A 23,555-nucleotide genomic window follows, 5' to 3' on the forward strand; every position below is an offset into this window, starting at 1 on the left:
GGAACTTGCAGTATATGTACATCTCTTCCTGCAATTTCTTTTGGTGAATATTTTTTCATGCTTACTTCAATCTTTGCCTGCCTTTTGTCTCAGTAAAAACTCGGTAACATATTCATTGAAATGCTTTCCCAAACCATGGAGGATAACAAGCGCTTTTCCTTCACCCGATTCCAAATAATGAATCGAGCTTTCTTCTAAATGGCTAATTGGCATCCTTGTAACCTCACAATCCTTTACTCTTCATGAATATTAAGTGTTTATTTGTCAATTAAAGCATAATTACATTTATAAAACTATTTGAAGGGCCTAGCTTTATTGACGTAACGATAGAATTACACGACTTATCGAAGACATCTCGATCCACCAAATATATCTAAATATGCAAATAAGAACAAATGAAGAATCTTAATACATCAATATTTTTCTACCAAATCATGTGATTTTCCATAATAAGTATTTCATATATAAAACAACCTAAATGAATTATAAATTTTCCTGATTTTAAATTCAATATAAACAAGTCAGAATTTTTGATAATTTAATATTAATTCCTTTTTTTGACACAACTCAAATTCACTTCTCTTTTTAAGTCCTATATAAGGGCCTTTCCACTCATTTGCTTGTATGTTTTCCCCCACAACGTACAATAGTGTGCAACGGAGGTCGATTTTAAACATGAATCCCAATGGGTTATTTAAAAATGGCCATTGAATCATTTATTCTAAAAATGGAGAATTATCAAAATATTAAATTGACAATCAATTCTATTTATTTTATCGTAAATAAAGTAAAACTTTGTTTCACTTACAAAACATACCATTGCTTATTTATCTTTCATTATTTTAACGAAAGGCGGGATACAGATCTTAAAGGAGAAAATCAAAACTAGTACCTATCTAAAGGAAACCGTTATTCACTTATTCCAATGGTAAGTGTTTTAAGCAATGCTAAAAGCTATAAGGAGATGGTATTATGTTAAATGGGCAAAAAAGATGGCTGTATATTGCCGTTCCAATTTTTTTCTTTTGGTTTTTTGGACAAATTGATAAGGTTGGCATTTCCATCATTCAAACAGATCCAGAATTTTTGAATGCACTTGGTATGACAGGCGACGACAAAAACGCGAAGATCGGTCTTCTTTCTTTTGTATTCACCATTGCTTATGGAGTTTCAAATCTTTTTTGGGGCTTCATCATTGATAAATTAGGTGCCCGAAAAACAGCCATCGCAGGATTATTCGTATGGACTTTAACCATGATTACATCAGGTCTAGCAAATTCATATGAAATGTTTTTAATTAGCAGGGTCATTCTCGGTTTTGGCGAAGGGATGATGATTCCAGTTTCCGGTAAATTCATTTCTAACTGGTTTAATAAACGAGAATTGGGGAGGGCCCAGGCATCATGGCTCACCGGAAACTATTTAGGTCCTGCAATTGGAGCCGTTGTTTTGGTGCTCGTGATATCTTTACTCCACTGGCAAGCAGCTTTCTTTATGCTAGCAGCCTTCAACTTGTTTATTAATATCCCGATGTTCATCTTTTTGACGAGGAATACACCAGAAGAGCACCCCCGTATAAGTAAGGAGGAATTGGCTTTCATTCGCCAATCGGATGATGAAGACAAAGAAAGCATCCCTTCCGAGAGTAAGAGTTTCGCCCAGGATTATCGTTTCTGGATAGTCTGGTTCGGCATGCTCGTATGCTCCTTCCTTTTTTTCGGGATCAGCATTTGGCTCCCTACCTATCTCATCGAAGCAAAAGGATTCGAAAAGGAAGGGATGTCGAGCATTACTTCGCTTTCCTGGCTATTTGCTTTAGGGTTTGTCTTGGCATGCGGTTTTCTGGCGGACAAAACCCGACGTCCAAGTTTGATGGCCTCGATTCTATTTTCATTGACGGCTGTCTTTCTGACTGTAGCGGTATTCATCCCCAATCCTATTTTGGCCGGGCTATGTATGGGACTGGCAATGGGATGTCAAGGCGGTGTGTTCCATCTAAGTAATATGCTCATGGTAAAATACTCAACACCTGAAACGGCAGGACGTGCTGCTGGACTAATGGGATTCACGAATATAATGGGAGGCTTTTCAAGCTATATCATGGGGTGGCTTCGTGACTTGTCCGGCGGGGATTTCAGTACTTCGATCGCCATGCTGATTTTTGCAGCCCTCTTAGGTTTAGGAGCTTATATATTCTCCATTAAGAGAGAAGCGGCAGAACTGCTTTTATCACCTTTGCCTGCTCAAAAGATACAAGTCTAAAGAGAAAGTTCCTTGTAAAATCAGACCAACACTAGTTTAATGGACTATCTAACCCTTGAAATATCAAGGGTTTTTTTCTTGGGCGGACCTAAATGCAAGCCGGCACAATAAAAGTTGGAAAGAGCTCATATCAGTCGGTATAGCTCTTTTTAGCATTTCCCGATTATAATTCGTCAATTTTTCCAGCGTTCATTCCTAATCATTCCTTTATTTGTATAAAAATGTCGATAGTTAAAATATTCAAAAAATGACAATTACTCGGTTACCCATGTTATATTGTTAATGAAAAAAATACTTGTCAAGTAAGGTGAGTGTGTGAATTTAGAAGTTTTAATACTCCATTATATTCAGGAAAAACGTCAAAAGCCTAATCATGCCAATGAATTATTGGATTATATTCAGGATGAATATGTAAACGGGAAGCTGTCAATCTTACAATATAGAAGTCTTTGTCAGGACCTATATCTTCGAGGAGCAAAACAAACGTCTTCTGGGTGAAAACTGCCCTTGTCACTAGTCAAATCACTTCCATAGCTAAGGCAACTATATTCAATCCTTTTCATTTACTTTAGAAGAGATCCCTTCCCAGAAAGTTTTTCAATAAATAAACCTCCGTGATATGTCACCCCAAGACATATCACGGAGGTAAAGGTTACTTATTCAACAATTGCATCCTTTGTTGACTATATGAATATATCCAAAATTAAAACCAGACCGAATGCCACGAAAGAAAGCAAGGTTTCCATGACTGTCCATGTTTTGAAGGTTTCTTTTACGGTTAATCCCATATATTCTTTTACTAACCAGAAACCGGCGTCATTAACATGGGAAAACATAAGTGAGCCTGCGCCCGTGGCAATAACGAGTAATTCTAGATTAACACCCGTCATATTGGCAACGACCGGTGATACAATTCCTGCTGCCGTGGTCAAAGCGACTGTTGCAGAACCTGTGGCAACCCGAATCAATCCGGCCACAAGGAATGCAAGGACGATGGGTGATAATGATATTTCTTCAGACATGGAAGCAATTGCAGTCCCTACGCCACTATCAATTAAAATTTGCTTGAATCCTCCACCTGCACCGATAATAAGGATTATGGAAGCTAATGGCAATAAGCATTCTTCCGTTAACTTTTTAAGTAGCGATTTGTCCATGCCCTGTCTGAAACCCAAGAAATAGTAAGCTGCAAAACAGGAGATTAATAAGGCGATCACTGGACTTCCGATAAACAATAGGAATTTTTCTATGGAACCTGGTAGCGACAGATAAGGCGCCACTACAGTTAAAACCATCAACAAAACCGGCAAAAGGATGATGAAGAACGAAACTCCAGTCCCCGGTAATCCACTTGACTTTGTTTCCACCCGAATCAATTCCGGTTCTCCAACAGGAATGACCCGTTTATGAAGCCATTTTGCAAATATTGGACCGGCAATTACAGCTGTCGGGAATGCGATGATCAATGAGTACAGAAGTACGTGTCCCATGTTTGCATTATAGATTCCAATAGCTGTCATGGCTCCCGGATGTGGAGGTACCAGACCATGTACGATCGATAAACCAGCAAGCACTGGAATACCTATTAACAAGATGTTCACTTTGGTTGATTTTCGAATGGAAATGACCAAAGGCAGCAATATGACTAAACCAACTTCAAAAAATACCGGAATACCGATGATGAAACCAGATAAAAGCATGGCCCATGGAAGGTTCTTCACGCCGAATTTATCAATGAAAAAGTCAGCTACCTGCATACCAGCTCCTGAGTCGGACATCATCTTTCCTAAGATGGTCCCTAAGGCCAATATTCCAATAAGGTGACCAAGGACAGCTCCGACACCCGTTTCATAAGCTCCTACAATCTTGTCCATTGGCAGTCCGGAAAAAACCGCTAAAAATAAACTGGCTACAGTCAAGCTTATGAATGCATGCCATTTCCACCATGATACCCCCAAAATAACAATTACGATTGCTATCAGCGTGATTCCTAATAAATATAGATCCATATGTTCTCCCCATCCCTAAGAAATCGCTTACAATCAAACCAATACAATAAATAGATTATTGTACCGGCTCGTTATATGTCACAATGTAGTTCTGTTTAGCCGTGTGGTAATACCCTTCACTGTATTCCATAACATTTCCGTCCCCATCACTGGAAATCCGAATCCTTTTCAATACTGGACTATTGTTTTCGATTTTCAGTGTTTCGCAAATGTGATCCGGAGCGATAGCAACGGCAAACTCATCTCTGAATGTTTCAAGTTTGACGTTTTGATCTTCCAAAAAGCGGTACAAAGAATTGATTTGGACCTCTTTAATCTCTTCTTGATTTATATTAAGTGAAACATAATGTGTAAAGTAAATATAAGGTTCATTGTCCAATAAATATATTCGTTCGATTCTTGTGCATTGGTCACCAAATAAAGAATGCAGCTTAGCGTCCGAAGAAAGGTCAACATGACTTATGTTTAACACCTTTTTTAAAATGAAGTGTCCTTCTTCCACCAAAAGCTCTGTAAAACGCTTTCCTTTAGAAAGTTTGACAATCGATCCATTAGCTATGACCCTCGTGCCTTTGCCGCTTTTCTTTTCAACATACCCCTCTTGCACAAGTTCTTTGATTGCATTACGGACAGTAACCTTACTTACATTAAATTCTTCTTCCAATAGAGGCTCGGAGGGAATGTTTGTGTCGATGGCATAAACCCCATGTAAAATACGATCCTTCAATATTTCCTTTATTTGTAAATACATCGGTCCATTTTTTCTGTTCACATTCATTCCTAATCTCCTGCCTTTTATCTCTTAATATCTTCCATTTTACCTTCCATCGCCGAGAGTATCTCCTTTTCGGTTGCCAAAGGAGTATCTCCAACGACAGTACATGCCAGCATTCCTGATACAGCCGCAAACCGAACTGTCTTTTCAGGGGAATATCCCAGTAATTCACCATGTAAGATTCCGCTGGTATAGGCATCTCCTGAACCTATTCTATCATATACGGAAAATGATAGAATATCGGAAAAGTAAAATGTTCCTTCCTTATATATATATCCCCTCAACGTATGGGTATTATCGCTGTTGATCGAACGATGTGTCCCCGCTATCGATTGAATATTGAATGCCTCTGCTACTTCTGGGATCAACTCAACAAGCTGCCCTTCCCTTGTGGAGCCTTCTGACTTCATTCCTAAAATATATAGGGCGTCTTTTTCATTCATCATGACGATATCAGCCAAAGAAAGCATTTCTTCATAATGAGGCTTTGCGTCAGCGTAACCACCCTCCCATAAAGAGGGGCGGTAATTGCAATCGAAACAAACTGTACCGCCTTTTTCTTTGACTTTTCTAGCCAGCACCTTCATACTTTCCCGTACATTTTCCGCCATGGCAAGCGTGATTCCGCAAAAATGGATGATATCCACATTTTCCGAAATCATATCCATATCATAATCGGAAGAGTATGCTGTATTAAAACTGCTTTCCAGTCGATTGGAATATGTGACACGGCTCGCCCGCTGTCCAAAACCATTTTCCAAAAAATACATCCCCAAGTATTTTCCACCTCTAGAGATGAAGTTCCGTCCAATTCCTAAGCGCTGCAAAGCTGAAACCGCTGAATCCCCAAGGGGGTTATCCGGTAATTTTGTAACAAGATATCCATCATGTCCAAGCTTGGTCATCGCAGAAGCAACGTTTACCCCCGTGCCTGAAAAGGAGTATTGCAGAGTGTTAGCCTGTGATAGCAATTCATACCCTGGTACCTGCAAACGCATCATTACTTCCCCGAATGCCACAATCCTTTTAGGCATGTTTTTCAACCAATTTTTTTGTTATGGCTAATAATTTCCGTACATCCTCCCCATTCGTTTTTCCAGTTTCTTCATCGATGATGGAAGAATAGACATGGGGAATGACTTTAGGCACTTTTGCTTCCAATGCGATTTCCAGTATGGTCTCGAAATTATTTAAATCGATTCCGCCTGTTGGTTCCAAAGCAAATCCCTCTTCACCACAAGCTTTTGCCACAGCACGATACTCATCTTCATGCTTCAGGCCTTTCATCGGGAAGTATTTCAATGCATTTCCTCCCATATCGCGAACCAGCGCAATGGCAGCTTTGATAGGCACAATGGCCGTTTCACTTGCACCTGCACTTACAGGACCAGTGGAAATATTCACATAACCGACTTTCCCCGTTGGAGAAACAAGTGAATTTATCCAGCTATCCTTCTCACCTAAATTGGCCCTTGTAGCACCTACAGCCGGAAAAACCTGATTAATATGACTGCCTGGATAGTATTTTGCAATTTCTGCGACAACTGCTGCCTGTCTATTATCGCCCGCGCCCAATCCTATAGAAACGGCCTCATCAATGGATTCCCCGTATTCTTTCATTGCTGTAACACCAGCTTCCACAGTTGGATAATCCTTTGAGAGTACACCAACCAAAACATGGCCTTCCGCTGCTTCAAAGACTTCCACTGCATTTTCTACACTATTTGCTAGTACATTTAAGGCTACACGATCATTCAATAACCGTTTGTTTATGTTTGTCATCCTTGTTTTCCTCCTAAAATGGTTCTTAATTGAGCTTCAATGACGTTTATATCATCACCTTGCAATGGACGTGGATCTATATCGAAAAAGCCTTGCCGTATCCCATAATCACGTGTATAAATGGCTATATCCCCATTTCTGAGCTGCTCGTTCACTTCCTTCGCCGTTGTTTCCGTAATCAAATGATCAATGGAAATACGTGCCCTATATATGGCACGACCCGCTTCATCCTGAACAATCGTTACTTTTACGCCATCAATGGAGTCAAGTGAAGCGAGAACTTGTAAACTAGCTTTTTCTTTTTCACTATTATCCGTTTTGACAAAATACTCATCCAATGCCTGAAGCAGCCCAAAAGTAGTTTCTTTACCGACCTTCATGCTCCTTCCTATACAGTGCAATTGAACCTTTAACCATTCGATATATTTTTTTCTGCCAGCTACGATACCGGATGTCGGTCCTTCAATGGCTTTTGATCCACTATAAATCGCCAAGTCGGCAAATTGTACATATTTCTCCAAGTCTTCCTCCGCTGCTGCATCGACAATCAGAGGGATATTATTCGTTTTGGCCACTTCCCATGCTTCTTCGACAGATATCATATTTTTCTGAACGGCATGATGTGATTTCACGTATAAAATGGCGGAAGTATTTTCATTAATGGCATCCTCAATATGTTCCGCTTTCCCTTCGTTTGCATAACCAACTTCAACCAATTTTCCGCCACCCAGGTAAATCATGGTTTCAACCGGTGCACCATACTGAACGTTATGGCCCTTCAACATGATGATTTCATTCTTTTTAATCGGTTCTTGATGAAGCCTTTCGCTTTTTCTTCTGTTTCCTTCAGTAACGATCGCCGCTACTGAAAGGGCGATACCACTTGATGCCGAGTTTACGACGACAGCTGCTTCAGACTGAAGCAAATTCGCTATATGCTGGCCTGACTTATCCACTAAATCAGAAATTTCAACATAATTTTGTCCACCTTTTTTCATCGCGTCCATCACTGTATCCGTTGGAGCAGAAACCCCCAATATGCTCATTCTTCCGCTTGCATTGATGACTCTTTTCAAACCGTATTTAGCATTCAATGTACTCTCCATTTATAACCACTCCTTTTACGACAACTCTTTTTTCTGCCATTCTTTTTTCGTCATCGGAATCCAATAAAAGCGTCGGCTCATCCTCAATTGAGAATAAGGTTAAGTTAGCAATATCCCCAGCTGAAATCCTGCCTAGCTCTGGTTTATGCAACCATGATGCTGCATTGACCGTGACGGCATCTATTACTTCTTTTAATGGATAGCCCAGATACAAAAATTTTGTAAGCACATGTGCCATATTAAAAACTGGGCCATTCTCTCTGTTTTTCCGATAGATATCCGTACTGATCGTATTGAAGCGGATTCCCCGCTTTTTCGCCGTTTCTGCCGTTTTAAAAGAAAAGCTTGCCGTTCCATGACCTACATCCAAATGAACTCCACGTTCAATCGCCTTACTGAACTCAGGCAGTGGCTCTTCTCTTTCATCAAATAAATTATTCGCTTTACCATTTAAGAAATGTGTAATAATGTCCTTTTCCTCAAGTAAATCAAGGACTTCCTTAATATCAGGCGGCCCTGAACCGATATGAACCATTAATGGTAAATCAGTTTCAGCCGAGAACTTCCGAGCGATTTTCAATGGTTCGATACCATTTGGACCAACCACACTTTTACTTATTCTCGCTTTAAGTCCAACGACAAAATCCCCGTACTTGGAAATTGCCTTCCTGATTTCCCCTTCGTCCAGCCATGAAATATCCGATAACTCATCAATCCTTTTCAATCCAATCCGCGAAATATTCAGAAAGGCGAAAACATTCGTTTTGGAATTTTCACAACTGCTAACCAAATCAGATATCCTATCTGCCCCCGTGCTTCCCGCATCAATGACCGTTGTTACACCCGTTTTGTATCCAATCTCATCAACATCATCACCATAAGGATCGAATTCCGGGAAAGCATGTACATGCATATCGATCCATCCGCTGGAAACAAATACTTTTTGATCATAATCTATTACCTTATCTCCTATTGCAGTTCCGGGAAGTGCGATTTCTTTAATCATCCCATTTTCCAGTATGATATCAGCTGCATATCCCTCTAACATCTTTACATTCTTCAGAACTAACGTATCTGTCATTTCTCTCATCCTTTTCGGTACATCCTATCGATTGCAAGGACTTTGTATACGGTTACACTGAATTGTGTGAGAATTCATTTCATTTCTCTTTACAAAAATAGATTATCATATTTTGTTGAACTAATCAATATAACGTTATAATGTTTGATTTGAATTTACAGAATACATAAATCATTTATTATTCTTCTTTTGTCATTATTGTTAATTTGTTCCTTATAGTGTGATCTAGTTTGGGGGTCTTTTAAACAATTACGGGACTGTCCAATGAAATAAAAGGTGGGAAGAAAAACAATCTGTTTTTCTTCCCACCTTTTATTTTTTCACGGATTTATACAAAAAGACAATTGATGTAACAGATGTTCCAAAATCCTAAATTTTTAAAAAAGGTCCTATGGGAATACAAAAATAGCATTCCAGTCGGTTACCCTACTAAATAAAGATAACCTCTAGATACTTTAGGATATAGAGAGCATTGCAACATTTTATTCTAAATACATTATTAAAAATAAGGACTTTTTCTTCATTTAATAACAATCTCTTTGAATTTTTTGAATATTAGATATAATTCGATACTATATAACTATATATAAGGGAGGTCAAAATAAATATGGAAATAAAGGAAATAAAATTTAAATCAGTGAAAATTGTACTTATCTCTACTTGTATAGGTTTAATTATAAGGATGTTTTCAGTAATTATAGCTGATCAAAAAGTATTTTCTATTAACAACATAGACATATTAATTTTATTTATAGCCATAATTGGATTAATCATATTTTTGAATAAAAAGAAAAAAATAAGATAAAATTCAATACTAATAAAAAGTTTATTGGTGGTCTCTAATGTTCCTAATGCATTCGCAGAAGAGAAAATTGAATTAACACCTTCATCAACAGCAGTAAACCAATCGTAGAAGTCAATTTAATTAGTGAAGATTTTATACAAATACAACCAACTGCTAGCATTATTGAAATGAGCAAACCTATTGCTCATCAAGCTAAACTAACAAATGCCCAATTAGGAAAGATGGTAAAGGCTTATCAAAAGGGAACAACATGGTTAAGCATCGTAAGTACTCTTGTGTTTGCAGGTGGTCCAACAGCACCAGCAGGAGTAGCTACTGCACTGGCATCCGCACTCGCTGGCAGTCCAAATAATTTAATTGCAGCATATCATTCCGGAAAACACGCTTACCACGTATCAGTCTATGCTAGTGGTAAAAAACCAAGTTTATCAAAAATAACTTATATTTATTACACTAAATCGAATCTTTCATTTAGAAGCCCTCGTTGATTAATCTACCTGCCAGTATTCAGACTGAGATTAGCCTACCTAAGTAATTGCTCTTAAAATTAAAATATATAAAGTATTACAAAAAAATAAATCATTAAATTTATTAGGTAATTCGGTACAATTAAATAAAGGTTCAGTCAAAATTATGCGTATATTGGCAATTTATGCATTTATTCATAGAATTATTTCAATTATTAATTCCAGCAGGGCACCTCCCCTTTGAATAGGTGCATATTATTCTTCCTGAATCATTTCATTTTTCATTAGGATCCCTTTAACTTGTTTTGTACGAAAAAAAGGCTGCACCTAATAGGTACAGCTCCCTAAAAAACGCGCCGAATTCACGATTCCAACGAAATATATTCAGCACCATTTTCTTTTGCCCAATTATGTATATAACTAAGCAGATTATATCCAAGGCCACTAGGACGATGATTTACATCAGTAACCAAATCTTGTACAAACACATAGCGTTCATTATATAAATCTTCACGCCAGCTAATACCCGCTAAAGCTACGATGCTTGTATCATGATATAAAGCAAATAGCTGTTTACCCTCCTTACGCATATCATTTAATAATTGTAGATATTCCTTTAAAGTCAAATCAGTTCGTAACTGACTCAATATAGGGTAAGCCTGTAAGAATTGATGTTCTACAGTTAACTCTACTATATTTTCCACTGGTATTTTCATACTAATAATCTCCTAACTTTTTCAAGTTTAATTGCATTACCTTGCCCATATAAATCGGGATTAATTTTCTTACATTTAAACCCAGCCAATATGTTTTATAAACAAGGGGCTAAAGGTATCCAATGTTGAGAAATTAAACCTAAATTACATAGAACATGATAAGGTACTCAAATAAATGTTTTTCAATAATTGTTCTTCTATCAGTTTCCTATTCTTTTCCTCCTCCATAAATAATTGTTAGATATATATGTAAAAATAATATGCATGAATCGTGCCATTTCAAAGGAAATATACCAACTAATTCCTAAAATCCCTTTTCTGAAAGTTTATCCGCTAAGAGAATTCCAACCTAAAAAGTCGATTTCCTCTACGATAAGGAATCGACCTTTTTATCTTCTTATAGAACTACACACCAGTTTGTTTGAGTGTATCATTTTACAATTTCTCATGAACCATTTGCATTTCCCATAAAAAAACATCTTAATCTTTTGATACATATTCAATTTCCCATCATCATATCTTCTTTAATGGATTTCTGACATCATTTTAAGAATTATTGAATTTGCTGAAATTAGACTACGGGAAATGTGTATGTGGTGAACAGATTACATCGTTGGGCATTTAAGGAACACAATGAAATAAGGTTTAGGAACATTTATGATTAGTTAATCATTCTGATAAATAATCACCTAAAAACAATGAAGTTATAGTGGAATTCATTGCTCAAATATATAAAAATGGCCAGCGTGAAAATCAATATAGTGCTTTTTCTTTCTATATATAAGGGAACCCCTCCCCTCCAAGAAGACTATATTTTATTATCTATACGTGACGACACATGTTCGGTCAGTTTCCCAACGATTTGTTTAAGCCTTTCCGTTTCCTCTTCATTTAAGACGCTATAAAAATCACGAAAGATTTTGGCGAAACACTTATTGATGGAATGGTAGGTTTCCTTTCCACTTTCAGTTGATTGGATAAAAACGACCCGCCGATCATCCTTGCTGTGTACCCTTTCGATCAAATCCTTCCGTTCAAGCCGGTCAATTAGCGCAGTTCCTGCTGCAGGTTTAATCTTCAAATGATTCGAAACATTTTTAACAGCTATGGATTCATTTAAGACTATTAATTGCAATGCACGGTACTGTACAGAAGTTAAATCGTATTTAACTAATAACGGTTCCACCATTTCCTGTGAGAGGCTGCTTAGTTCTTTAATCTCTATATGTAAATTATACAATTCACTTGAATGCATGTTTGACAATCCTTTCTTATTGACAACTATCTATCTAAAACTATAACATAATTAACGTATCAAAAAATTAACCATACGAATTAAAATGGTTATTGATTTTTAAAGAGAGAGAGAGGCTGTCCATGTCAGCAGAGCAACGTAAAAAGATCATAATCCTCATGATCAATATGTTTATAGCAATAGGAAGTTTCGGTATCATCATTCCCATTTTACCAGCATACCTGGCCTCCATTAATCAAGGCGGAACCGCCGCTGGCCTAATGATCGCCATTTTCGCAGGTGCACAACTTATCTTTTCGCCAATTGCCGGAAAATGGACTGACCAATTCGGGCGCAGAAAAATGATTATTTATGGATTGGTCGGTTTGACATTATCCATGTTTATTTTTTATGCAGTCAATTCCATTTGGTTATTGTATGCGTCGCGTATCATCGGTGGGATTGGAGCCGCTTTGCTTATACCCGCAATATTTGCTTATGTAGCTGACATCACCACATTTGATCAACGTGCTAAAGGCAATAGTTTAGTATCTGCCGCTATGTCCCTAGGAATTGTAGTCGGTCCAGGAATTGGAGGGTTTTTAGCTGACTTTGGCCTGAAGTTTCCCTTTTTGATTTCTGCACTGGTCTCCCTATCAGCAGTGGTATTTTCGATTTTTGTATTAAAAGAAAGCGAAACGGCACAAGTTACTCAATCCATGGATGCAGAAACTGAAACAATGGTTCGGAAGATTGCCTTATCCGTGAAAATGCCCTATTTCATTCCACTCATCATTACTCTTGTAATGAGCTTTGGATTAATGGCATATGAGTCTGTAATTGGACTTTATCTTGATAATCAATTCAACTCAAGTCCTAAGGACATCGCCGTCATGGTTACAGCAACAGGTATCGTCAGTGTAATCGTACAATTGTTTGTCGTCGACCGGATTGTTCGGCGTTTTGGGGAAGTGAATGTGCTGAATATCTTTATCAGTGTTGCAGCCATAGGTTTCCTTCTATCACTTTTTGCTTCAAGTTACCTGATTTTCTTTTTAATCTCACTTATTATCTTCCTTTCCACTTCCATTTTACGGCCAGTTCTTAACACACTGATTTCCAAAATGGCAGGGAATCAGCAGGGATTTGCAATGGGTATGAATAATGCGTATATGAGCATCGGAAATGTGCTTGGACCCACACTTGCTGGAATGATGTATGATGTCCACATCACCTATCCGTTCATGTTGGGCCTTTTCCTCTTAATCATTACTTTGATGATTACCATGGCTTGGCAAAAACGATCTCTTCATGCAAAGGCATTATCCTAGAACTCAAAAAGGCATTTCAAGTTTTATAGCATGATGAAAACCCCGAGTAGCAGCGCTATTTGGGGTTTTTCATTAGGATTTTTATATCCTTTCCTCTTGTAATCGTGATCCTTCATTCAGTTTAATCACGAGTAATACGTTCGAATTCACAAGTATTTGCTTCGAATTCACGAGTAAATGTACGAATTTCACGAGTATTTGCTCCAAATTCACGAGTAAATGGCTCGAATTCACGAGTATTTGCTCCAAATTCACGAGTAAATGGCTCGAATTCACGAGTATTTGCTCCAAATTCACGAGTAAATGGCTCGAATTCACGAGTATTTGCTCCAAATTCACGAGTAAATGGCTCGAATTCACGAGTATTTGCTCCAAATTCACGAGTAAATGCTTCATATGTTCCTTAAGTTAATGATTTCCCTAATAAACCAGGAAATCATACATTTGACTATAATAAAAAGCGGCCTTTTTCCTCTTGAAAGAGGTTAAAGCCGCTAATAGTTCTTCTCATTTCAAATTGTTATAAGGGGAAAATTAATTTCATTTAATATAAACGGCTTTCTTCAATTTACTGCTTTCAAAAGCCGCATCAATGATTTTAATGACGGATAGTCCCTCTTGGGCAGTGACTGGAGCTTTTTTTCCGCTCAATATACTATCGGCAACTGCCTGGTAATACGTTAAATAAGAACCATGCAGTGTTTCAATGGTTTCATGTGTCTCGTTTTCTCCTTCAACCGTAACCAGCTTACCATAAAATTCAGGAGCATCTGCACCCCAAGAGTCATCAATCGGTTTTTTACCATCACTTAGATCAGCCTCTTGGCAATCATTACCGGACTTTATAAATGATCCTTTACTTCCATGAACCTGAAAACGCGGTCCATTAGACGGGACGATTGAGCCTGAATGCAATATAACTCTCAGCTTTTCATATCCTAATATCACATGGAAATAATCATCAGTTTCTGCATTTTCTTTTTGCGAAAATACATCTGCCCAAACGAACTGCGGCACCCCAAACAAATGCAAGGCTTGATCGATGAGATGTGAACCTAGATCAAATAGGATACCTGACCCCGGGCCTGGTTTTTCCCTCCATCTATCCCTGACCATCGGCCTGAACCGATCATAATGGACTTGGTATGTATTGATTTCCCCAAGCACTCCATCATCCATAAGTTTTTTCACCGTCAAAAAGTCATTATCCCATCTCCTGTTATGATAGACACTTAAGAGCAGATTCTTTTCCTCTGCAATCTTAATGAGCTCCTCTGCCTCCCAGGCTTCCACTACCATCGGCTTTTCAAGGATGACATGCTTCCCGGCTAACAAGCTTTGCTTGGCCATTTCATAATGTAAACCACTCGGTGTCGTAATAACGGCCAAATCGATTGACGAGTCTTCAAGAATTTCCTCCAAGCTGCCTACCACTTCCACATCCTTCAAATCTTTTAGGACTTTTTCCTTTTGGGAGCTGACAACTTTCACTATTTGAAATTTCCCTAAAACACTTAGTAATGGCGCGTGAAATGTAGCGCCCGATAATCCATACCCAACTAAACCCACTTTAATTTTTCTCATTTTCGGTTCCCTCTCGCTTTCTTTTCTCTGAAACACGCTTTATTTCACTTCATTGTTCGGATACTTTTCTCTCAAAAACTTGACAGACTGATTAATCAATTCTTTCAAAACATCAATTTCGATATCTGCCACTTTATTAATGTACACACACCCTTTTCCAGAAGTATGTTTTCCAAATGCCTGTAACAATTCTTCCCTTTTTTTGTCACCCGGAGAAAAATATAAACTGATTTTTGCTTTTCGGGGTGAAAAGCCAACCAGAGGCGCGTCGCCTTCGTGACCAGATTCATATTTATAATGATAGATACCGAATCCAATGATGCTCGGTCCCCACATCTTTGCCTCATAACCTGTCGTCTTGGCAAAAACATCCAATAATTGATATGCATCTTCACGCTTTTTAGGATTATCGACGTTCTCAATGAACTCAATGACACTACTGTCAGTTTCTTTGGTTTTTTGTTTATACATGATCGGAACCTCTCCTATACTAAAAGGTAGAAAAATTCAAAGATATCCTTTGCTCAAAACGAAGTACCCTATACGATCGTGTTCTTTGCGGTTGTCTTTATGTATACAGCTACAGCCTACATTATCGATGAAATCCTTACTATTCAAATGAATGCGGACGAGCTTCATTTAGTAATTCTCCAAGCTTCATTGCAAATCCTTTATTCAATACCCTTATATATTATAGAACATTGATTCGTTTTATTCTAATTTATAAGCAGAGATTAATAAGATAAATCTAATATTAGGAATTGATTTAATTCACATCGATTGATTGGTACCTATGAAACAGTACGTTATCATAAAAATCTCTACGATCAGAATGATAAGGAAACTTAAAACTAATCGTAGAGTTAGTGTATCCATCCCATTTACATTAAGCAAACAGTTGTATTAAAGGGGGAATTGGAAGTCAATATGCAGTTTATCCCGACCTATTGCCGTCGGATCTTTTCAATTTCATCTGCTATGAATTGTACCTGTGTCCCTACGATGACTTGAATGCTTTGGGGACCCACGATATTGATTCCTGCAACCCCTGTTGATTTGATTTTATTTTGATCGACAGCTCCCATATTCTCCACCTCAACCCTTAATCGGGTAACGCAGTTATCTACAGATGTTACGTTGGCGTCTCCGCCTAATCCCTCATAAATAACAGAAGCCATCCTAAAGAATTTACTCTCATTATTCCCGCGTTGACTATTGTCCGCCTCCGCAATCACTCCTTCACCATCAAGCTCACCTTCTGTATCATCTTCCCTGCCGGGAGTCATTAAATTGAACCTTGTTATCAAGAATCGGAATAAGAAATAGTAGATGACAGCAAAAGCCAGTCCTTGAAGAAGTAGCATATAAGGTTCATTTGCCATTGGCAATCTTGAACTTAAAACAAAGTCAATGAATCCTGCACTAAAACCGAACCCTGCTGTCCATTGGAAAGTCGCAGCAATAGCTAACGAGATTCCAGTTAATAAGGCATGCACAACAAAAAGGGCTGGTGCAACAAACATGAAAGCAAATTCCAACGGTTCAGTGACGCCTGTGAAAAATGAAGCGAAACCGGCTGCAAGCATTAATGAAGCCACTTGTTTTTTCTTCCGTGATTTTGCCGTATGGTACATGGCAAGAGCCGCAGCCGGTAAACCGAACATCATGACGGGAAAGAATCCGGCTTGATACATACCCGTGGTTCCTTTTATTCCCGTTCCAGCCCAGAATTTACCGATATCGTTAAGTCCTATTACATCAAACCAGAATACGGAGTTTAACGCATGATGTAAACCTGTTGGTATCAAAAGCCGATTGAAGAATCCATAGAGTCCTGCTCCAGCAGCACCTAATTCACTTATTCCTTCCCCAAATATTACTAACCAGGAGTAGATGAGTGGCCAAACGAAGAATAATATAAGAGAAACCAGTAACATGGCAACCGCCGTAAGGATTGGGACAAGGCGTTTACCGCTAAAGAAAGCGAATGCATCCGGCAGTTCGACCTTACTGAACCGATTAAACATAGCTGCCGCTATAAGACCCGAGAGGATTCCGACAAATGCATTTTCTATTTTCTCAAATGCTGGGTTTACATCTTTTACATCAATTCCCTGCAGCATCGCTACCGAGTCCGTGGAAAGCAATGTCGTTACGACTAGATAGGCTACCAGCCCGCTCAAAGCGGCGGCTCCATCTTTTCCTTTCGACATCCCCAACGCCACTCCAACAGCAAACAAGATAGCCATATTGTCAATGATGGAAGACCCTGCTTTGATTAAGAAAGCCGCTAACGGACTTTCCGCTCCCCATCCTGCTGGGTCTATCCAATAACCGATCCCCATTAAAATGGCGGCTGCCGGTAATACGGCTACTGGCAGCATCAAGGAACGTCCAATTTTTTGAAGATATTTTTTCATTCCGCTTTCCTCCTTACAATTGCTGATTTAGGGCAAACCCCATATTCTATTAGACAACGGTTCCTTCCATTTTAGAACCTCATTTCATTAATAAATTGACTATATTCAGGAAAAAAGTCTTAGCGATTTACTCCTCCTTCTAATGTTCATAAAAAAAAGAAAAGTCCAAATGGACTTATCCTTTTTCACCACTTATTTATAGAGTAAGTAATTTTTGCGAACCTTTTTAAAAGCATCTTGCTTTTCTTGATATTCTTTCATAATTTCATTTACTGAAGAACCTTCTTCAATTCTGGACCTTATCCAGCCATTTCCAATCAATAAATTGAAATTGTTGGCTGCAAGGAATTCGAAATCACCAGGATATAGGTCCTGAATGGTCTTGATGATGTGAAGTCCAGTAGGGACAGACTTGAATTCCTCTCTATCCGTTATATAAATTTCCACTCCGTGGCTAAGTTTACCTGCATGCTTTGAAAACATAGGTGTAAAAGAGGCTGCCCTGAATTTTACACCAGGTAAACGAAGAGCATTTAATTTCCCAGCAAGCTCATCACCGTTTATATAAGGAGCACCAATCAACTCGAATGGTTTAGTCGTTCCTCTGCCTTCCGAGACATTCGTTCCCTCGATCAAGCCTGTAGCCGGATATACGAATGTAGTGGAGACTGTCGGCATATTCGGTGACGGCAAGACAAAAGGAAGCCCAGTATCGTCATAATCCATATCTCGCTTCCAGCCTTTCATCTTGATGACCTTTAGATCTGCACCAATTTTAAATTCCTTATTGAACAAAGTCGCGAGTTCCCCAACAGTCATCCCATGCTTAAGCGGTATTGGGTACAAACCAACAAACGATGAGAATTCAGGTTCAAGCACCGGTCCATCTACCGACTCCCCGCCTTGTGGGTTCGGCCGGTCCAGCACGATGAAGGGGATATCATTTTCTTTGGCTGCTTCCATTGCATAAGCCATCGTGTAGATATACGTGTAATAGCGTGTTCCGACATCTTGGATATCAAAGACAAGGACCTCAACATCTTTTAACATTTCGGGCGTCGGTTTTTTCGTTTTGCCATATAAGCTATAAACGGGCAACCCTGTTTTTTCATCAATATAATATTCAACGCTTGCACCTGCTTGCGCATCTCCTCGGACTCCATGTTCAGGACCGAATAACGCTGTCAAATTAATATCCGGATCATCATGAAGTAAATCTACGATGCTGGTTAATTTAGAATCGATGCCAGTTGGATTCGTGATCAAACCGACTTTCTTTCCGCTTAACACGTCCTTTTCTTCTTTTAAAAGGACTTCAATACCGGGATTGACTTTTTGTTTTTTCTTCTCTTTAACAGCGGTTACACTTTTTGAGGAAACGATGCCGAAAGAAAGCATGCAAATGGTAAATAAGATAATCATTCTTTTCAAATTGCTTCCCTCCCTATTTTTTTATGGGTCTTCCTGATTTAATATCTAATCCATATCCAAATTTATAAAGCCTTTCAGAGGGCTTAGTCACTGATGGTATATCCACCGGCAACGTGCCTTTAGGCTTTGATTCTCCAAAAATGGTCGAGATGCCTGCCGGGATATTCGGCTGTCTATAACGCCCATTCGAATAACCTTTGAACCCGTAAACAGCAAGAACCGCTTTCGCTTCTTCAAAGTTTGCAACATCATACGGGTTTCTTAAACTCATTAAAACAAATTCTTTGTCCTTCTTATTAGCATGGTTCATGATCGCTCTTGGGAAGGCTGTTGCCCACTTCGACGAATCTTGAATGCTATCATCGATCACTCCATCATTTACAGCCGGATCGTTTTTAACAACATAGGAACCGGTTATGACAAAATCCGATTCATCGATTAGTTTAGCCACTTCATCTGTAAATGACTTTCCTGAAAAACTCATACCCGTTATTTGGACTTTCTTTATTTTCTTTTTATCAGCTAATTCTAGGATGCTCCTTGACATGGATTCAACTTGATCATCAAAAGGGGCCAGAACTAAAACTTTATCATTTTTCTTAGGTTTGAAAGGCAATGTTTTGTTTTCATTTTTCAATAGGGTGATGGCATCTTCCGCGATTTTCCTTTCTTTTTTCAAATGATCTTCATTCCCGACCACTTTAAACGCGGTTTCGATTTTTTTATCGATCGGAGTTTCATCAGGATTTAATATCCCTCTTTTCACTTTCAGTTCAAGTATCCTTGTTACGGATTGATTGACTTGACCTTGAGGAATTTCCCCGCTTTCCACTGCTTCCTTCACTGCATGGAATACAGAGGTTAAATTCTTTTCCATTTGAAGCGAATTAACCTGTGCAGGCATCAATGCAATATCAACACCAGACTTCAGGGCAAGGACAACAGCTTCTTCCTGTCCGAAGTTGTCCGCGATGGCTTTCATATTCAAAGCATCTGTAACCACGACACCATCAAAACCCATTTCTTCACGTAATAGACCCGTGATGACCTTATGTGACAACGTTGCAGGAACCATAATTTCTTGACCGTCTTGTTTACTGATATACGTAGTGTCATCGAATGCAGGAAATTGAACATGCGCAGTCATCATCATATCAACTCCAGCATCGATGGCCCTTTGGAAAGGAACCAACTCGATGGAACGCAAACGTTCTTTATCATGAGAAACAAGGGGGAGACCATAATGACTATCGACTGCTGTATCTCCGTGGCCAGGGAAATGCTTGGTCGTTGCTATCATGTTCTGATATTGCAATCCTTTTATCGTCTGAATGCCAAGCTTTGATACTAGTTCCGGATCAGAACTGAAGGAGCGAACGCCAATAACAGGATTTCCGGGATTATTATTGACATCGACAGACGGCCCGAAATTGACATTTATGCCAAGTGACGAAAGTTCCTTTCCAATGATTTCTCCCGTTTGATAAGCGTAATATTCATTTCTGGCTGCACCAAGAGCCATGTTACCAGGAAGGTTCGTTCCAGTTTGAAGGCGAGTTACGATCCCCCCCTCCTGATCAATCGTTATGAACAGCGGAAGGTCTGGGCTTGCCATCTGCAAACCATCCGTGAGCCGAACCGTTTGTTCGGTACCGACTACATTCTCAGCAAACAGAATCACACCGCCTAGATGATATTTTTTGATGATGCTTGCAACTTCTGAGTTCATTTCAGTAAACCCTGTAGCCTTCGTTTCTCCTTGTTTTTGCCAATTGCGAAAATCCTGCATGAGCATTTGACCGACTTTTTCATCGATTGTCATGTTTTCTACGATTTCCTGAATATCCGATACTGATTTTTCACTCTCTGATCCCTTTGCTGTCGCATTCCCTCCCAGACTGGATAAAACCAAGAATAATGCGATTCCAGCAGGGGCACATATCCTTTTTATCATTTAGGCTTCCTCCCTTGTATACTTTTAAGTTCTGTTAGCAACACTTCCATATCCATTACCATGAAAGGATGAAAATGAATGGAAATGAGCTATTTAGGTCCTAAAAAGAAATCAAGGCAGCATCCGGAAACCCCATCAGACGCCTTCTTTTAACAAGCCTTCTTGAAATATATCCGTTTACCCCAGTATCATTGTTCGTTACAGCTCAAAAGGTCATTCACATATCAGTTCTATGGATTGACCAGGCTTTAGAAGGGACAGCAAGGGAATATCTTCTTCTATAATTCGCCCTATCACATTGACCCGATGACTTGCCTCCAGGTCTCTTCTGCAAATTTGAACCTCTCCCCGATATCGACCGTATCCATCATTGTCCATCGTTATGGATCCAAGGGTGCGTGCAACAGTATTACTCGGTTCAACATTTACTGTGACTCGGGTTTTTTGCAGCCGGAAAACATCTTGAGAAACATCTGGCCTCAATTTAAACTGACCGCTTTGCAAGAGTCGGGATTTCGCTCTAATAGATAGAATATTTAGACTTTTATAGGTAATTAGATTCTCAAGCAAATTATTCTCCGTTCCTTGATCTCCAACGAAAACTCCCTCCACATGCTGAAACAGCTCAACACCGGCAGCATATGGATTCATCAACCTGTGTTTTTCAAGCGTTGGAAGGCCCTCATGCAGTGGGCCGCGTTTACTCCCAGCACCCGGGATGAAAGCAAAGATCGGTATGCCGTATTTCTTGAACATACGATTTTGCACATGAAAGAATTCTTCCTCAAGTCCCGTTTCAGGCCTTGGATAAAAGTTGTGCCATGCTATCAAACTTTCCGGTTCCACCCCGCTCCCAAGCACGGCTAGAAGTTCATCTTCATTCCACGTACTTGCATTCAGTGAGAGGGAAAACACCTTAGATAAAGATGTAACCGCTTCTTGATCAAACCCATCATCAAGGCGAATACCTTTAATCCCTAATGGCCATAAATCCTCAAGTTTGCTAATCCCCAAATGATCAAGCGTGTTTAATGATACATCTGCATGGATTTCCATTCCATAGGACTCTGAAAGCTTTAAAAGCTTGATCATCCTCTTTACGAGGTCACCCTTTTCTTCAGGAATATGAAGCGAGGTAAATGCCCTCTTCACTCCTAGGTTGGCGGCATGGATAATTTGTGCTTCTGCATGTGGATCCTGTAAATAAAAAGAGATTCCAATCACTTGAATTCTACTGCCATTTCATCTTTAAATCCAAACAAATACGTAAAAACAAATCCTGCTATATAGGAAATAAACAACCCTACGAGGAACAGACCGATTTGGTTTGGATGCACTAAAAAGGTAAGCGGCAGTCCCGAAACACCGATTGACGACGTTGCGATACCGAATTGAGCTTGGAATGCCCCACCTACTCCTGCACCTAAACAGGCGGTTAAGAAAGGCCGGCCCAGTGGCAGCGTCACTCCAAATATAAGCGGTTCGCCGATACCAAGCATCCCTGAAGGAAGACCTCCGCCGATTGCTCTCTTTAAACTAGCTTTCTTCGTTTTCATATAGATGGCAAATGCCGCTCCTACTTGCCCTGCACCTCCCATTGCCAAAATGGGTAGCAGTGGATCATCTCCAATCGAATTGATCAATTCTAAATGAACAGGCGTTAAACCTTGATGTAAACCAGTAATGACGAGAGGTAGGAATGCCGCACCAAGCACGAATCCTGCTACAACACCGCCGATATCCAATATATTCAATAACCCTGTCGTAATGGCATCCGATAAAAACCCTCCTACCGGCATAAAAACAATGTAAGTGACAATCCCGGTAATGAGTAAAGCGATGGTTGGCGTCAAAATGATATCCAGTGATTGCGGAATGAATTTCCTGACCTGTTTTTCCACCAAGGCTATGAAGATAGCAGCAAAAAGGACTCCTATCAACCCACCGCGGCCAGGAAGTAAATTTTCACCGAACAATGAAATGTCGCCGACTGCCGGATTGATGACCAAGATACCCGCTACTGCACCAAGTGCAGGTGATCCGCCGTATTCCTTTGCCGCATTGGTCCCAACCAAAATCCCCAAATAGGCAAAGAGCCCTGACCCGATAACGGTTAAAATGATGGCTAATTGCGACTCTGCTGCAAGCCAGCCCGCTTGAACGATCGCTTTTGTAATACCGGTAATCAAACCTGATGCCACTAACGCGGGAATTAAAGGGATGAAAATGCTTGCAATCCTGCGTAAAAAAAGTTTAAAAGGTTTGGCGTTTTTCCTATCATTCTCGGATTTGTTCTTCGAGGCCACTTCTTTTAAGTTCAAACCGCCGGAAGACTCCAGAAGCTTTTCAAATTCTGTATGAACCTTGTTCACCACGCCTGGCCCGAGGACGATTTGTATCGTTTCCTCTTCAATGACGCCAAAAACGCCTTCCATATTTTTTATATCTTCCATGTTTACTTTCGAACGATCGATTGGCAGTACCCTTAGTCTGGTCATACAATGTGCAGCATCGGCAACATTAGATGCCCCACCCAATTTCCCCAATATCTCTTCTGCTAAACTGGCGTACTTATCCCCCTTACCCATTCAAAAACCC

Annotated in this window: 21 protein-coding genes; 4 read left to right on the forward strand and 17 right to left on the reverse strand. The window is 39.5% G+C overall.

The window, feature by feature from the left end; translation table 11 throughout:
- Positions 1-66: 66 nt before the first annotated feature.
- Positions 67-213 (reverse strand): hypothetical protein, encoded by a 147-nt coding sequence (locus QUF86_RS20720; RefSeq protein WP_289335482.1) that lies wholly within the window; start codon positions 211-213, stop codon positions 67-69.
- A gap of 759 nt (positions 214-972) precedes the next feature.
- Between QUF86_RS20720 and QUF86_RS20725 the strand changes: the two genes are divergently transcribed.
- Together QUF86_RS20725 and yppF are read left to right on the forward strand one after the other, a co-directional pair.
- Positions 973-2,262, forward strand: a complete 1,290-nt coding sequence (locus QUF86_RS20725; RefSeq protein ID WP_289316588.1) for an MFS transporter — start codon at positions 973-975, stop codon at positions 2,260-2,262.
- Positions 2,263-2,577: 315 nt separating this feature from the next.
- The gene (gene yppF, locus QUF86_RS20730; RefSeq protein WP_289335483.1) at positions 2,578-2,760 is read left to right on the forward strand and encodes a YppF family protein; all 183 of its coding nucleotides are present in this window, start codon (positions 2,578-2,580) and stop codon (positions 2,758-2,760) included.
- A 185-nt stretch (positions 2,761-2,945) separates the two neighbouring features.
- On the opposite strand, the gene QUF86_RS20735 is transcribed toward yppF, so the two are convergent.
- The 6 genes from QUF86_RS20735 to QUF86_RS20760 are packed head-to-tail and all read right to left on the reverse strand — an operon-like array spanning position 2,946 to position 9,015.
- Complete coding sequence (locus tag QUF86_RS20735; protein WP_289316590.1) at positions 2,946-4,271, reverse strand: GntT/GntP/DsdX family permease; 1,326 nt, start codon at positions 4,269-4,271, stop codon at positions 2,946-2,948.
- Between the two features lie 55 nt (positions 4,272-4,326).
- Positions 4,327-5,049 carry a GntR family transcriptional regulator gene (locus QUF86_RS20740; protein WP_289316591.1) on the reverse strand — a complete coding sequence of 241 codons (723 nt, stop codon included), beginning with the start codon at positions 5,047-5,049 and terminating at the stop codon, positions 4,327-4,329.
- A gap of 17 nt (positions 5,050-5,066) precedes the next feature.
- The gene (locus QUF86_RS20745; RefSeq protein ID WP_289335484.1) at positions 5,067-6,080 is read right to left on the reverse strand and encodes a sugar kinase; all 1,014 of its coding nucleotides are present in this window, start codon (positions 6,078-6,080) and stop codon (positions 5,067-5,069) included.
- Positions 6,073-6,828, reverse strand: coding sequence for a 2-dehydro-3-deoxy-phosphogluconate aldolase (dagF, locus tag QUF86_RS20750; protein WP_289335485.1), 756 nt, complete (start codon positions 6,826-6,828; stop codon positions 6,073-6,075). The genes QUF86_RS20745 and dagF overlap by 8 nt, the downstream gene beginning before the upstream one ends.
- Positions 6,825-7,934 (reverse strand): DgaE family pyridoxal phosphate-dependent ammonia lyase, encoded by a 1,110-nt coding sequence (locus QUF86_RS20755; protein WP_289335487.1) that lies wholly within the window; start codon positions 7,932-7,934, stop codon positions 6,825-6,827. Before QUF86_RS20755 ends, dagF begins: the two co-directional genes overlap by 4 nt.
- Positions 7,912-9,015, reverse strand: a complete 1,104-nt coding sequence (locus QUF86_RS20760) for an amidohydrolase/deacetylase family metallohydrolase (protein WP_289335488.1) — start codon at positions 9,013-9,015, stop codon at positions 7,912-7,914. Before QUF86_RS20760 ends, QUF86_RS20755 begins: the two co-directional genes overlap by 23 nt.
- Before the next feature lie 972 nt (positions 9,016-9,987).
- Between QUF86_RS20760 and QUF86_RS20765 the strand changes: the two genes are divergently transcribed.
- Positions 9,988-10,308, forward strand: coding sequence for a hypothetical protein (locus tag QUF86_RS20765; protein WP_289335490.1), 321 nt, complete (start codon positions 9,988-9,990; stop codon positions 10,306-10,308).
- 341 nt (positions 10,309-10,649) lie between these two features.
- Here the strand turns inward: QUF86_RS20765 and QUF86_RS20770 are convergent, their stop codons facing one another.
- Both QUF86_RS20770 and QUF86_RS20775 read right to left on the reverse strand, forming a co-directional pair.
- Complete coding sequence (locus QUF86_RS20770; RefSeq protein ID WP_289316597.1) at positions 10,650-11,003, reverse strand: GNAT family N-acetyltransferase; 354 nt, start codon at positions 11,001-11,003, stop codon at positions 10,650-10,652.
- Between the two features lie 808 nt (positions 11,004-11,811).
- The gene (locus QUF86_RS20775; RefSeq protein WP_289316598.1) at positions 11,812-12,258 is read right to left on the reverse strand and encodes a MarR family winged helix-turn-helix transcriptional regulator; all 447 of its coding nucleotides are present in this window, start codon (positions 12,256-12,258) and stop codon (positions 11,812-11,814) included.
- Positions 12,259-12,380: 122 nt separating this feature from the next.
- Here QUF86_RS20775 and QUF86_RS20780 point away from each other — a divergent pair, with 122 nt between their 5' ends.
- The gene (locus QUF86_RS20780) at positions 12,381-13,568 is read left to right on the forward strand and encodes an MFS transporter (RefSeq protein WP_289316599.1); all 1,188 of its coding nucleotides are present in this window, start codon (positions 12,381-12,383) and stop codon (positions 13,566-13,568) included.
- A gap of 81 nt (positions 13,569-13,649) precedes the next feature.
- Here the strand turns inward: QUF86_RS20780 and QUF86_RS20785 are convergent, their stop codons facing one another.
- From QUF86_RS20785 to QUF86_RS20820, 8 genes are all read right to left on the reverse strand, one after another.
- Positions 13,650-13,949: a hypothetical protein gene (locus tag QUF86_RS20785; RefSeq protein ID WP_289335491.1), complete on the reverse strand. Its 300-nt coding sequence runs from the start codon at positions 13,947-13,949 to the stop codon at positions 13,650-13,652.
- Positions 13,950-14,108: 159 nt separating this feature from the next.
- Complete coding sequence (locus tag QUF86_RS20790) at positions 14,109-15,152, reverse strand: oxidoreductase (RefSeq protein ID WP_289335492.1); 1,044 nt, start codon at positions 15,150-15,152, stop codon at positions 14,109-14,111.
- A 39-nt stretch (positions 15,153-15,191) separates the two neighbouring features.
- Entirely contained in the window at positions 15,192-15,623 is a 432-nt protein-coding gene (locus tag QUF86_RS20795; RefSeq protein ID WP_289316601.1) for a DUF1801 domain-containing protein, read from the reverse strand.
- A 473-nt stretch (positions 15,624-16,096) separates the two neighbouring features.
- A complete protein-coding gene (gene nagE / locus QUF86_RS20800) occupies positions 16,097-17,572 on the reverse strand; it encodes an N-acetylglucosamine-specific PTS transporter subunit IIBC (RefSeq protein WP_289335493.1) in 1,476 nt (491 codons plus the stop codon).
- 192 nt (positions 17,573-17,764) lie between these two features.
- Positions 17,765-19,003 carry an exo-beta-N-acetylmuramidase NamZ family protein gene (locus tag QUF86_RS20805; RefSeq protein ID WP_483313930.1) on the reverse strand — a complete coding sequence of 413 codons (1,239 nt, stop codon included), beginning with the start codon at positions 19,001-19,003 and terminating at the stop codon, positions 17,765-17,767.
- Between the two features lie 13 nt (positions 19,004-19,016).
- A complete protein-coding gene (locus QUF86_RS20810) occupies positions 19,017-20,957 on the reverse strand; it encodes a glycoside hydrolase family 3 protein (protein WP_289335494.1) in 1,941 nt (646 codons plus the stop codon).
- Positions 20,958-21,170: 213 nt separating this feature from the next.
- A complete protein-coding gene (locus QUF86_RS20815) occupies positions 21,171-22,181 on the reverse strand; it encodes a MupG family TIM beta-alpha barrel fold protein (protein WP_289335495.1) in 1,011 nt (336 codons plus the stop codon).
- The gene (locus tag QUF86_RS20820) at positions 22,178-23,545 is read right to left on the reverse strand and encodes a PTS transporter subunit EIIC (protein ID WP_289316605.1); all 1,368 of its coding nucleotides are present in this window, start codon (positions 23,543-23,545) and stop codon (positions 22,178-22,180) included. Before QUF86_RS20820 ends, QUF86_RS20815 begins: the two co-directional genes overlap by 4 nt.
- Positions 23,546-23,555: the final 10 nt, after the last annotated feature.

This window comes from Peribacillus sp. NJ11 (assembly GCF_030348405.1).
Lineage (GTDB): Bacteria > Bacillota > Bacilli > Bacillales > DSM-1321 > Peribacillus.